This is a genomic window from Streptomyces sp. NBC_01244, from assembly GCF_035987325.1.
Lineage (GTDB): Bacteria > Actinomycetota > Actinomycetes > Streptomycetales > Streptomycetaceae > Streptomyces.
The window spans coordinates 8,602,025-8,614,759 of record NZ_CP108488.1 but is presented as its reverse complement, the minus strand read 5'-3'; the positions used below and the strand labels follow the sequence as shown (position 1 = coordinate 8,614,759).

12 protein-coding genes are annotated in these 12,735 nt (G+C 71.1%); 8 read left to right on the top strand and 4 right to left on the bottom strand.

Annotation, left to right across the window (positions count from 1 at the left end; translation table 11 throughout):
- Positions 1-16: 16 nt before the first annotated feature.
- From OG247_RS38330 to OG247_RS38310, 5 genes are read left to right on the top strand one after another with little or no spacing between them, the layout of a single operon-like run.
- The gene (locus OG247_RS38330; RefSeq protein WP_327256569.1) at positions 17-1,042 is read left to right on the top strand and encodes an amidohydrolase family protein; all 1,026 of its coding nucleotides are present in this window, start codon (positions 17-19) and stop codon (positions 1,040-1,042) included.
- Between the two features lie 19 nt (positions 1,043-1,061).
- Positions 1,062-1,751 carry a 4-carboxy-4-hydroxy-2-oxoadipate aldolase/oxaloacetate decarboxylase gene (gene ligK, locus OG247_RS38325; protein WP_327256568.1) on the top strand — a complete coding sequence of 230 codons (690 nt, stop codon included), beginning with the start codon at positions 1,062-1,064 and terminating at the stop codon, positions 1,749-1,751.
- A gap of 46 nt (positions 1,752-1,797) precedes the next feature.
- Entirely contained in the window at positions 1,798-2,715 is a 918-nt protein-coding gene (locus tag OG247_RS38320) for an amidohydrolase family protein (protein WP_327257778.1), read from the top strand.
- Between the two features lie 23 nt (positions 2,716-2,738).
- Entirely contained in the window at positions 2,739-4,046 is a 1,308-nt protein-coding gene (gene ligA / locus OG247_RS38315; RefSeq protein WP_327256567.1) for a protocatechuate 4,5-dioxygenase subunit alpha, read from the top strand.
- A gap of 1 nt (position 4,047) precedes the next feature.
- Positions 4,048-5,022 carry a Gfo/Idh/MocA family oxidoreductase gene (locus OG247_RS38310; protein ID WP_327256566.1) on the top strand — a complete coding sequence of 325 codons (975 nt, stop codon included), beginning with the start codon at positions 4,048-4,050 and terminating at the stop codon, positions 5,020-5,022.
- Between the two features lie 106 nt (positions 5,023-5,128).
- Here the strand turns inward: OG247_RS38310 and OG247_RS38305 are convergent, their stop codons facing one another.
- From OG247_RS38305 to OG247_RS38290, 4 genes are all read right to left on the bottom strand, one after another.
- The gene (locus OG247_RS38305) at positions 5,129-5,587 is read right to left on the bottom strand and encodes a MaoC family dehydratase (protein WP_327256565.1); all 459 of its coding nucleotides are present in this window, start codon (positions 5,585-5,587) and stop codon (positions 5,129-5,131) included.
- Positions 5,588-5,656: 69 nt separating this feature from the next.
- On the bottom strand, positions 5,657-7,204 hold the full coding sequence (locus OG247_RS38300) for an acyl-CoA synthetase (protein ID WP_327256564.1): 1,548 nt from the start codon (positions 7,202-7,204) through the stop codon (positions 5,657-5,659).
- Between the two features lie 11 nt (positions 7,205-7,215).
- Positions 7,216-8,088, bottom strand: a complete 873-nt coding sequence (locus OG247_RS38295; RefSeq protein WP_327257777.1) for an amidohydrolase family protein — start codon at positions 8,086-8,088, stop codon at positions 7,216-7,218.
- 16 nt (positions 8,089-8,104) lie between these two features.
- Positions 8,105-9,016 (bottom strand): SDR family oxidoreductase, encoded by a 912-nt coding sequence (locus OG247_RS38290; RefSeq protein WP_327256563.1) that lies wholly within the window; start codon positions 9,014-9,016, stop codon positions 8,105-8,107.
- A gap of 257 nt (positions 9,017-9,273) precedes the next feature.
- On the opposite strand from OG247_RS38290, the gene OG247_RS38285 reads away from it, so the two are divergent.
- From OG247_RS38285 to OG247_RS38275, 3 genes are all read left to right on the top strand, one after another.
- Positions 9,274-9,687, top strand: a complete 414-nt coding sequence (locus tag OG247_RS38285; RefSeq protein ID WP_327256562.1) for a MarR family winged helix-turn-helix transcriptional regulator — start codon at positions 9,274-9,276, stop codon at positions 9,685-9,687.
- A 513-nt stretch (positions 9,688-10,200) separates the two neighbouring features.
- Complete coding sequence (locus OG247_RS38280; RefSeq protein WP_327256561.1) at positions 10,201-12,204, top strand: ABC transporter ATP-binding protein; 2,004 nt, start codon at positions 10,201-10,203, stop codon at positions 12,202-12,204.
- Between the two features lie 94 nt (positions 12,205-12,298).
- Complete coding sequence (locus tag OG247_RS38275; protein WP_327256560.1) at positions 12,299-12,709, top strand: NUDIX domain-containing protein; 411 nt, start codon at positions 12,299-12,301, stop codon at positions 12,707-12,709.
- Positions 12,710-12,735: the final 26 nt, after the last annotated feature.

Below are 12,735 nucleotides of genomic sequence, written 5' to 3'. Positions count from 1 at the left end.
CACCTGGAGCACGCACATGATCATCGACTGCCACGGACACTTCACCACCGCACCGCCGCAACTCGCCCGCTGGCGGGACCGCCAGGTCGCGGCGGTCGGAGCGCCCCGGGACGCACCCCACCCCGACGACCTGGTCATCACCGACGACGACCTGCGCCACGCGATCGAGGACAACCAGCTGCGGCTCATGGACGCACGCGGCTGCGACCTGACGGTCTTCTCCCCCCGGGCCAGTTTCATGGCCCACCACATCGGCGACTTCGCCGTCTCCTCGACGTGGGCGCGGATCTGCAACGACCTGGTCCACCGCGTCAGCACGCTCTACCCCACCCGCTTCGCGATGGGCGCGATGCTGCCGCAGTCGCCGGGGGTCGATCCGGCGACCTGCCTGCCCGAGCTGCGCCGCGCGGTCGAGGAGCTCGGCGCGGTGGCGGTCAACCTCAACCCCGATCCGTCGGGGGGCAAGTGGACCGCGCCGCCCCTGACCGACCGCAGCTGGTACCCGCTGTACGAGGCGATGACCGAGTACGACGTCCCGGCCATGATCCACGTCAGTACGTCGTGCAACCCGGCCTTCCACACCACGGGCGCCCACTACCTCAACGCCGACACCACGGCGTTCATGCAGCTGCTCCAGGGCGACCTGTTCGCCGACTTCCCGACCCTGCGGTTCGTGATCCCGCACGGCGGGGGTGCGGTGCCCTACCACTGGGGCCGGTTCCGCGGTCTGGCGATGGCGCTGGGCAGGCCGGATCCCGAGGCGCTGCTGGACAACGTCTTCTTCGACACCTGCGTCTACCACCAGCCCGGCATCGACCTGCTCACCCGGGTGATTCCCAGCCGTTCCCTCCTGTTCGCCAGCGAGATGATCGGCGCGGTCCGCGACGTCGACCCGCGCACCGGCCACCACTTCGACGACACGAAGCGGTACGTCGAGGCCACCCCGCACCTCTCCGACGAGGAACGCGCCGCCGTCTACGGCGGCAACGCCCTTCGCGTCCACCCCCGACTCGCCGCCCGCCTCGTCGCGGCCGGCCACTGAACTCCCAGGAGACGAACGCATGGAACACACCGAGATCGGTGTCGTCCACACATCGATCACCCGCGCCGATCCCGAGGCCGTCGCCGCACTGTCGGCGTTCGGTGTCGCGACGATCCACGAGGCCATGGGCCGCGTGGGACTGATGCGCCCCTACCTGCGCCCCGTCTACCCCGCCGCCCGGCTGTGCGGTCCCGCGGTGACCGTGCTGCTGCAGCCCGGCGACAACTGGATGCTCCACGTCGCCGCCGAGCAGATACGGGAAGGCGACGTCGTCGTCGCGGCCTGCACGACCGAGAGCGAGGACGGCTTCTTCGGCGATCTGCTCGCCACCTCGTTCCGCTCCCGGGGTTGCGCGGGCCTGGTCATCGACGGCGGCGTGCGCGACGTGGCCGACCTGGAGGAGATGGACTTCCCGGTCTTCTCCCGGGCGATCAACGCCAAGGGCGCCGTGAAGGCCACGCTCGGCTCGGTCAACGTGCCGGTGGTCTGCGCCAACGCCCTGGTCAGGCCCGGGGACGTCGTCGTGGCGGATCGTGACGGTGTCGTGGTCGTGCCGCGCGAGCGGGCGGCCGAGGTCGCCGGGGCGTCGGCCCGGCGCGAGGCCAACGAGGAGGACAAGCGCGCCCGGTTCCGTGCGGGCGAGCTCGGCCTGGACATGTACGCGATGCGCGGCCCGCTGGCCGAGCTCGGTCTGCGGTACCGGGACTGACAGGACTGCGATGACCGAGATCACCGATGGCACCGATGGCACCGAGATGACGACCTTCGAGAAGACCCCCGGCTGGCTGGACTGGTACGCCGACCCGAGCCGGCCGGCGTTCCGAGTGCCCGACGGCGCCGTCGACGCGCACTGCCACGTCTTCGGCCCGGGGGCGCGGTTCCCGTACTCCCCCGAGCGGAAGTACACCCCGTGCGACGCGTCCAAAGACCAACTGCGCGCACTGCACGACCGGTTGGGCTTCGCCCGCAACGTGGTGGTGCAGGCGACCTGCCACGGCGCCGACAACAGCGCCATGCTGGACGCCCTCGAGGCGTCGGGGGGCCTGGCCCGGGGCGTCGCGACCGTACGGCCGGGGATCGCGGACGCCGAGTTGCAGAGGCTGCACGAGGCGGGCGTCCGCGGCGTGCGGTTCAACTTCGTCAAGCGGCTCGTCGACGCGGCGCCCCGTCAGGACCTGATGGACGTCGCCCGGCGGATCGCCCCGTACGGCTGGCACGTCGTCGTCTACTTCGAGGCGGCCGACCTCGCCGGCCTGCGCGAGTTCCTCCTGTCGATCCCGGCACCGCTGGTCGTCGACCACATGGGCCGCCCCGATGTCACGAAGGATCCGCACGGCCCGGAGTTCGAGGCCTTCCTCAGCTTCCTGCGGGCCCGGCCCGACGTCTGGTGCAAGGTGACCTGCCCAGAGCGGCTCACCGTGGGCGGCCCGCCCGCCCTCGACGGGGAGCGGCACGCGTACCGGGACGTGGTCCCCTTCGCCCGGCGCGTGGTCGAGGAGTTCCCCGACCGGGTGCTGTGGGGCACCGACTGGCCGCACCCGAACCTCACCGGCCACATGCCGGACGACGGCCTGCTCGTCGACTTCATCCCGCACATCGCGCCCACTCCGGCCCTGCGGAGGGGACTCCTCGTCGACAACCCCATGCGCCTGTACTGGCCGGACGCCGACTGATCCACCCACCACCGGAGGTCACCATGTCGCTGGACAAGACGTACAAAATGGTGCCGGGGACCACGGTCTTCGATGCCGAGCAGTCCGCCAAGGGCTACCACCTCAACCAGTTCTGCATGTCGCTCATGACGGCGGAGAACCGCGCCCTGTACCTCGCCGGCGAACGCGCCTACCTGGACTCCTGGCCGCTGCGCGAGGACCAGAAGCAGGCCCTGCTCGACCGGGACCTCAACGCCGCCGTGCGCGCGGGCGGCAACATCTACTTCCTCGCCAAGTGGGGCGCGACCCTGGGGTTCTCGTTCCAGCAGATGGCCGGTTCGATGACGGGCATGACCGAGGAGGAGTACCGCGCCATGATGGCCGGCGGCGGCCGCTCCGTGGAGGGCAACCGCATCGACCGCGCCGTCCTGGAGGCGGCGCACGCCGACCCGGCGCCGCCGGACGAGCACGCGGTGGTCACCGGCGCGGTCTTCACCTCCCACGTACCGGCGATCGGCGCGGCGATGGACCACGGCAAGACCGGCGAGCCGTACTGGCGACCGGTCTTCGAGGGATACGAGTTCTCCCGTCGGTGGGAGCGGGAGAACCTCCCCGACGTGATCTTCCTGGTCTACAACGACCACGCCTCCGCCTTCGACCTGTCCCTGATCCCGACCTTCGTGCTCGGGACGGGCGCCTCCTTCCCGACCGCCGACGAGGGATACGGGCCGCGCCCCGTCCCCGGCGTCGAGGGCGAACCCGACCTGGCCGCGCACATCGCGCACACGCTCATCACAAACGACTTCGACCTCACGCTCGCCAACGAGATGCCCGTCGACCACGGACTCACCGTCCCGCTGTCACTGATGTTCGGCGACGTCGAGAAGTGGCCGTGCAAGGTGATCCCCTTCCACGTCAACGTGGTGCAGTACCCCGTCCCCTCCGGGGCCCGCTGCTTCGAGCTGGGCCGGGCGCTGCGCCGGGCGATCGAGTCGTACGACCGGCCGCTGAAGGTCCAGGTGTGGGGCACCGGAGGCATGAGCCACCAGCTCCAGGGCCCCCGCGCCGGCCTCATCAACCGCGCGTGGGACAACGCCTTCCTGGACCGTCTGATCACCGACCCGGCCGGCCTGGCGCAGGTCCAGCACCTCGAATACGTCGAGGAGGCCGGTTCGGAGGGCATCGAACTGGTCATGTGGCTCATAGCCCGGGGCGCCATGAGCGACGTGGACGGCTCCGGCCGTGCCGAGGTCAAGCACCGCTTCTACCACGTGCCGGCGTCCAACACCGCCGTCGGCCACCTGATCCTGGAAAACCACCCGGGGGCCGAGACGCCCGCCGTGAAGGAGTGACATGACTGACGACCGAATCCTGAGGGTCGCCCTCGCCGGAGGCGGCGCCTTCGGGGCCAAGCACGCCGCCGCGCTCCGGCGGATCGAGGGCGTCGAGGTGGCCGCCGTGGTGAGCGGCTCCCTCGGCAGTGCGCGGAAGTTCGCCGAGGAGCAGGGCGTCGGCCGCGGCGTCGCCACCCTCGACGAGGTGCTGGCCATGGACGACATCGACGCCGTCGTCCTCGCCACGCCCACTCCGCTGCACGCCGAGCAGACGCTGGCCTGTCTGGAAGCGGGCAAGCACGTCCAGGTCGAGATCCCGCTGGCAGCCTCCCTGGGTGATGCCGAGGCCTGTCTGAAGGCCCAGCTGAGCAGCGGGCTGGTCGGGATGGTCGGGCACACCCGGCGCTTCAACCCCAGCCACCAGTGGGTGCGGGGGCGGATCCGGGCCGGCGCGTTCTCGCTCCAGCAGATGGACGTGCAGACGTACTTCTTCCGCCGCACCAACCTCAACGCCCTGGGGCAGCCGCGGTCCTGGACCGACCACCTGCTGTGGCACCACGCCGCGCACACCGTCGACCTCTTCGCCCACCAGACCGGTTCGCCGATCGTGCAGGCCAATGCCGTGCAGGGCCCGATCCACCCCGAGCTCGGCATCGCGATGGACATGTCCATCCAGCTGCGTGCGGAGAACGGCGCCCTCTGCACCCTGTCGCTGTCGTTCAACAACGACGGGCCGATCGGCACTTCCTTCCGCTACATCGGCGACACCGGCACCTACCTCGCCCGCTACGACGACCTCGTGACCGGCAAGGACGAGCCGATCGACGTCAGCGGCGTCGACGTGTCGATGGACGGCATCGAGCTCCAGGACCGCGAGTTCGTCGCCGCCATCCGCGAGGGCCGGGAGCCCAACTCCTCCATCGCCCAGGTGATGTCCTGCTACCGGACGCTGGCCGCTCTGGAGCAGCAGCTCGACGCCTCCTGCCGCCCGTGACCCGCTCGGCGGGCTGAAACCGGGAATCGGCGGGCCGAAACGGAGAAAGGGAGCGGCGGCGACCCACGGGGTCGCCGCCGCTCCCTCGTCCTACGGCACGGCGCCGTCAGGCGTAGTGGCGGTAGACGGCCTGGGCGACGCAGGCCGGCTTGTCGTTGCCCTCGACCTCTATGGTGAACGTCAGGGGCATCTGCACGCCGTTGCCCTTGACCTCCTCCACGGTGCCGACGGCGCCGTGCAGGCGTATCTTCGCGCCGACCGGCACGGGGCTGGGGAAACGGACCTTGTCCAGACCGTAGTTGACGCTCATCTTGGTGCCGGTGATGGTGAGGAGCTCGCCGAAGAGCGGGATGATCAGGGCGAGGGTGAGGTAGCCGTGGGCGATCGGGCCTCCGAAGGGGCCGTCCTTGGCCTTCTCCGGGTCCGTGTGGATCCACTGATGGTCGTCGGTGGCGTCGGCGAAGGTGTTCACCCGGTTCTGGGTGATGTCGAGCCAGTCGGTGCGGCCGAGGTCGGCTCCGCTGAGGGCTTCGAGTTCGTCGAGGCCGTGGGCGAGGGTGGGCACGGGAGTTCCTTTCGATGGCAAGGGCCTTGATGGATACGGCCCTTGAGGGTCTGGGCGCGCCGGCTTCCGCTACGGGTGGGGGCGCGCGGCGGGACCGGGTGCGTGGGCGTCGCGCACGGCGGGCTTGATGATCTTTCCGGAGGCCGTGCGGGGCAGCGCTCCGGTCACGACGAGGGACCTGGGGATCTTGTACTTGGCGAGCCGGCCCCGCAGGTGGCCCAGGATCGCGTCCTCGTCGGCACGGGCGTCCGGCGTGAGGACGACGACGGCGCGGCCGACCTCCCCCCAGACCGGGTCGGGCACGCCGATGACGGCGCACTCGGCGACGGCGGGGTGGGTGAGGAGGACCTCCTCCACCTCGGCCGGGTAGACGTTCTCCCCTCCCGAGACGAACATGTCCTTGACCCGGTCGACGATGTACGTGTAGCCGTCGGCGTCCGTCCGTGCGACGTCGCCGGTGCGCAGCCAGCGGCCGTCGGCGAAGGCGGCCCCGGTGTGCCCGGGCAGACCCCAGTAGCCGGTCATGACGTGGGGTCCCTCGACCAGGATCTCGCCGCGCTGTCCCGGCCCGGCCGCACTGCCGTCCGGCAGCACGAGGCGGGTGTCGGTGAAGAAGTGCGGCACCCCGGCGGAGCCCGCCCTGGCCGAGGTCTGCTCCCGGTCCAGGAAGAGGACCCCGGGGGACGCCTCGGTCATGCCGTAGCCCTGGCTGAAGGCCAGACCGCGGGCGAGGTAGGCGGCGATGGTCCGGGCGGGCACGGGGGCGCCGCCGCAGTTGACGGTGCGCAGGCTGGAAAGGTCGGCGCTCTCCCAGCGGGGCCGGGCGGCCATGGCGTCGTACATCGTGGGGACGCCGAACATGTACGTCACCCGCAGCTCCTCGACGAGTTCCAGGACGCGATCGGCGTCGAAGGCGCCGAGGAGGACCACCCGGCCGCCTTTGAGCAGGGTGGGCAGGCAGGTCATGTTGAGGCCCGCGGTGTGGAACAGCGGGGCCACGACGAGGGTCACCTCGTCGCCGGCCAGGTCGGTGTCGACGAGGACGTTGACGCTGTTCCAGGTGATGTTGGCGTGGGAGAGGACGGCGCCCTTGGGCCGGCCCGTGGTCCCGGAGGTGTACATGATCATGCACGGGTCCTCGGGTGCCACGGGCTCGTCCAGCGGGCCGCTCGCGGCGCCGGCGAGCAGTTCCTCGTAGCCGGGGGCGCCCTCCTCACCGGGGCCGGCGACCGCGATCCGGTGCCGTACGCCCGACTCGGCCGCGGCGGCGCGGGCCACCTCGGCCTGTTCGGGCGCGTGGATGAGGACGGTACTGCCCGAGTCGGCCAGGTTGTACGCCAGCTCCGGCGCGGCCAGGCGGGTGTTGAGCGGGACGAAGACCGCGCCCACCGTCCCGGCGGCGAACAGGGCCTCCAGGAAGGCCGGATGGTTGGGACCCAGGTAGGCGATCCGGTCCCCCGGGGCCACTCCCAGCGCGCGCAGGGCGTGGGCGAGGCGCAGGACCCGCCCGTGCAGCTCGCGGTAGGTCCAGGTGCGGCCCTCGTGGACGAGGGCGATCCGGTCGGGGGTCTTGCGGGCCCTGCGGGCCGGCCAGGAGCCGATGCCTTGGTTCAACACGAGCGGTTCCTTCAGTCGGTGAGCAGGCCGAGCAGGCGGGCGGCGTTCTCCTTGAGGATCTTCGGCCGGACCTCGGGCTTGATGTCGAGCTTCTCGAAGTCGGCGAGCCAGCGATCGGGGGTGATGACGGGATAGTCGGAGCCGAAGAGCACCTTGTCCTTGAGCAGGGTGTTGGCGTAGCGCACGAGCTGCGGCGGGAAGTATTTCGGGGACCAGCCGGACAGGTCGATGTGGACGTGCGGCTTGTGGGTGGCCACCGCCAGTGCCTCGTCCTGCCACGGGAAGGAGGGGTGCGCGAGGATGATCCGCAGTTCGGGGAAGTCCACGGCCACGTCGTCGACCAGCATCGGGTTCGAGTACTTGAGGCGGATGCCGCCGCCGCCCGGCAGGCCGGCGCCGATGCCGGTCTGACCGGTGTGGAAGAGGGCGGGCACGCCGAGTTCCTCGATGGCCTCGTACAAGGGGTAGGCGAGCGGGTCGTTCGGGGAGAACGCCTGGATGCTGGGGTGGAACTTGAAGCCGCGGACGCCGTGCTCCTCGACCAGCCGCCGCGCCTCGCGCACGCCCGCGCGGCCCTTGTGGGGGTCGATGCTGGCGAAGGGGATCAGCACGTCGGCGTGGGCGGCGCAGCTCTCGGCTATCTCTTCGTTGGAGATCCGCGGGTGGCCGGTGGCGTGCTCGGCGTCGACGGTGAACACCACGGCCGCCATGCGGCGCTCGCGGTAGTGGCCGGCCATCTCCTCGATGGTCGGCTGCCGGTGGCCGTGCGCCTTGAAGTACGTCTCGGAGGCACCGAACAGCTCGGGGCTCAGGGCCCCGTGGCCGTCCTTGGAGACCTCCGCGTGCGTGTGCATGTCGATGGCGGTCAGCCGCTCGAGGTCCAGCGCGAGGGCGCCCATCTCAGGCCCCCGGGGTCTGGGGCGCGGGGATGCCGTAGGTCTCGGGCTCGGCTCCGACGCCGCCCGGCCACTCGGCGGCGATGGCGTCGGCGCTCCAGCCGCCGTCCGCGAAGGCGACCGCCTTCTCCTGCGGGTGCGCCCACAGGGCGAGCCGGTCGCCGCCGATGCCGATGGCCTGTCCGGTGACTCCGTCGGAGGCGTCCGAGGCGAGGAAGGCGATCAGCGCGGCGACGTCCTCGACGGTGCCGAGGCCCTCGTCCTTGCGCAGCCGGTCCGGCAGCGGCTCGCCGGTGCGCTCGGACTCCTCGATCAGTGGGGCGAAGGCCGGTATGGACTTGGTCATCTCGGTGGCGGCGACGGGCACGACGGCGTTGACGGTGATGCCGGCGCGGCCCAGTTCCATGGCCCAGGTGCGGGCCATGGCGACGATACCGGCCTTCGCGGCGGCGTAGTTGGTCTGCCCGAAGTTGCCGCGCTGTCCGGCGGGCGAGGAGATGAGGACGAGCCGGCCGCCGGTGCCCTGTTCGCGCATGCGGACGGCGGCCGCACGGGCACAGGTGAAGGTGCCGCGCAGGTGGACGCGGACGACGTCGTCGAAGTCTTCGTCGGTCATCTTCCACAGCACCCGGTCGCGCAGGATGCCGGCGTTGGTGACGAGCACGTCCAGACGGCCGAATTCCTCGACCGCCGTGTCCACCAGCTGCTGCGCCGACGCGCTGTCGCCCACCGCCGCGACGACGCCGGTCGCCGTACCGCCCTCGGAGGTGATGGAGGCGACGGCGGCGTCGACGACAGCCCGGTCGACGTCGTTGACGACGACGGCGGCGCCGGCCGCGGCGAGGGCCCGGGCGTATGCCAGACCGAGACCTCGTCCGCTGCCGGTGACGACGGCGACCTTGCCGTGGAGCTTCATGAGCGGGGCCTCTCGTACGTACGTGAAGGGGGAAGGGGGGGAAGGGGGGGAAGGGGGGAAGGGGAACGTCGAAGCACCGAAGCACCGAAGGCACCGACCGGAGCCGGGATCGACAGGAAACCTGATGAACGCCAGTCTGTGCAATCAACAGGATTCCTGTCAATGACCTAATCTGGGGAGGTGCCGCCACCCTGGTGGCACCGACCTCGGGTGGCTCGACGGGCACCCGCGCGGACCATCACCACCGGAGGACGAACGTGGGCACCTCTTTGCTCTACCTGCTCAAGAGGACGGAGCTGGCGGTCCGCGCCCGCCTCGAGGAACTGGTCAGACCCGCCGGGATCACGGCGTTGCAGTACACCGCCCTGACGGTGCTGGAGCGGCACGACGGCATCTCCGCCGCACAGCTCGCCCGCGACTCGTTCGTCACCGCGCAGTCGATGGCCGACATGATCCGGGCCCTGGAGAGCCGCGAACTGATCCGCCGCGAGCCCAACCCCGCCAACCGCCGCGAACGCCTCGTCCTGCTCGCCGACCCCGGGCGGCGACTGCTCGCCGAGTACGCGGAGCCGGCCCGCCTCCTGGAGGAGCGCATGGTGGCCGGCCTGAGCGCCGAGGAGATCGGCATGCTCCGCCAGGCCCTGGTCGGGGCCTGGCGGTCCCTGTCCTAGCGGGGCGCGGCAGCCGATCACTCAGCGAGCCCCGCGCGCATGACGTACCGGGCCGCGTAACCCCACCCGTCACACGCGTATCAACACCGGCGTTTCGGCCAGCGCCCTCCCCGGCGGGACCCGCACGCCTCAAGGGTGGATGCACCCTGCACGAGCAGTCTTCCGCGCTCCTGTACGGGATCCGCTTCGTCTCAAACACGCGTGTTCGATCCGGTGCCCCTGGTCGTTGAGCCCGACACCATCACACGACAGCAACACACCTCGCAACGAATGCAGTTGACCTCCCCCGGCATCACCGGCACGTCCTTCGGCAGCCACGCTCCACCACCGTGCCGTCCGCGGCCACGGCGGTCGGCTCACAGGCAATCGCGCTCGCGCTCGCGCTCCACCGTCGAGAGGTAATCGCATGACGCCCGCTCGTTCCGATCAACTCGACCGCGACCAACTGAGCTACGCCGGGCCCCCAGTGGCCCACCACGGCGTCCCGACACGACGGGAAGCGGGGCGGACCGTATGACGGACCGGGGACAGACCGACGAAGAGTCCTCCGCGGTGTCGGAGTCGGAGCGGCTGCTGTTCGGTGGGGAGCTGGCGTACGACGTCGGTTGGGACCGGCACGAAGGCGTCTGGCTGAAGCTCGGCCTCGTGACCATGGCCAAGGCCTTGCCCCGCATGGTCGGCACCGGATTGAAGCTCGCGCACCTCGCCGACGCACGCGCCCTGCGCGTGGTGCTCGGCGCCGAGGTCGGGCGGGGCATCGCCCAGGCGGTCGGGCTGGTCGCGGTCAACGGCGTACTGGGCCACGTCCTGGCCGGCGGCACGACCAACCAGCGCCTGGCCCAGGCCGTTCCGTCGCTCGTACTGGTCGCGATCACGGCGTTGCTGGGTTCGCTGCTGCGCTCCGCGTCGACAGCGGCCACCGGGGAACTCGAACCCAAGGTCCAGCGGGTCGCCACGGAGCGGTACCTGGGACTGGTGCACCGGGTGGAACTCGCGGCGATCGAGGACGACGAGTTCCACCGGCTGCTGGACGCGGCCCGCTACGGGGCCGACTCCGCCCGCCGGATGATCCGGTACTGCACCAACACGCTGAACTCCGGGATCTCCCTGATCGCGGCCGCCGGGGTGCTCACGGTCCTCCACGTCGCGCTCCTGCCCCTTCTGGTCCTGATGACCCTGCCCAGCGCGTGGAGTTCGCTGACGATCTCCAAGCAGCGCTACATCAGCTTCCACGCCTACGTGCAGCACGCGCGGGCCGGGCACCTGCTGGGGCAGTTGCTGACCCAGCGGGAGGCCGCCGCCGAGGTCCGGGTCCACGAGGTCGGGCCCTTCCTCCTCGGTCACTTCCGGCAGATGGCCGAGACCAGCGAGCGCGAGCAGACCCACCTGGCCCGCACCGCCGCCAAGATCGGGCTGATCGCGGACGGCGCCTCCGGGGCCGCGACCCTCCTCACGTACGGGGCACTGGGACTGCTCCTGTGGAGCGGTCGGATGGACCTGGCGGTCGCGGGCACCGCGGTGCTCGCCATCCGCGCCGGCGCCTCCAGCCTCGACGGTCTGGTCCTGCAGATGGCCGACCTGCACCAGGAGTCGCTCTTCGTCGCCGACTACGAGCGGCTGTGCGTGGAGGCCGAGGCGCGCGCGATCCCGGAGAGCGGGGAGGATCTGCCCGAGCAGGTGCGGGAAGTCCGCTTCGAGAAGGTCACGTTCACCTACCCGGGCTCCGGCGGCGAGACCCCGGAGCCGACTCTGCGCGAGGTGTCCCTGTCCTTCCCGATGGGCAAGGTCATCGCCTTGGTCGGGGCCAACGGCTCGGGCAAGTCCACCCTCGTCAAGCTCCTGGCCGGCCTGCACCTTCCCGACGAGGGCGGCGGCACGATCTGGTGGGACGACGTGGACGCCGCCAAGGCCGACCGAGGACAGATCTTCGCCCGCATCGCCCTCATGTCGCAGTCCTTCTTCCGGTGGCCGTTCACGGTGCGGGTCAACATCGGCATCGGCCGGCCCACCGTGCCCATCGAGGACGAAGCGGTGCGGGACGCGGCGGCCTTCTCCGGCGCCGACAAGTTCATCGCCGCACTGCCCCGGGGCTTCGGCACCCTCCTGGGCCGGGGATACAGGGGCGGGCGCGAGGCGTCCGGCGGAGAATGGCAGCTGACGGGCATCAGTCGCGCCTGGTACAAACGCGCGGGGATCCTGGTGGTCGACGAGCCCACCAGCGCTCTGGACGCGGTCGCCGAGCAGCGGGTCTTCGATCAGATCCGCGCGCTGGCCGCGACCGGCCAGACGATCATCTTCATCACCCACCGACTGCATTCGGTGCGGCACGCCGACGTCATCCACGTCATGAAGGACGGCCGGCTCGCCGAGTCCGGGACGTTCCCGGAGCTCATGCACGAGGACACCGGCACAGGGGACTTCAGGGACTCCTACCTGATCCAGGCGGCCGCTTTCGCGGAATCCGTGCCCGCCCAGCGTGCCCCCGCCGCGGACACCAAGGCGGAGGAGCGCGCGTGACCCTGTCCGACCCGCTTGCCGCTGCCGGCGGCCGATACCGGTTCAGCGACCACGTGGTCACCGATCTGCCGGGCCGCCGGCCCGGGGCGGCGCGGTGAGCGGCGGCGCCCGGCACACGGTGCCGGTCGACGTCCACCTCATCCTGCGCCGCGACACCGGGAACGGCCCCGAGGCGCTGATGTCCCGCCGCGCCGGACCGGTGTACGCGACGGGGCTGTGGCACCTCCCGTCCGGGCACCTCGACCCCGGCGAGACCATGGTCGAGGGGGTGATCCGGGAAGCCCGTGAGGAGACCGGCGTCCTCATCGACCCGGAGGACGTCGCCGCGGCCGTCACCGTGCACCACCGCCCTCCCGTCGGATCCAATTCCCGGATCGGCGTGTTCTTCGAGGTCCGGCGGTGGTCGGGGCGGCCCCGGGTGATGGAGCCGGACCGGTGCGACGGCATGGACTGGTTTCTCCAGGGCTCGTTAGGTGTAGCACCTTGTGGCATCTCCTACGGGTGATGTGCTGCCCGAACCCGCATCTCAGG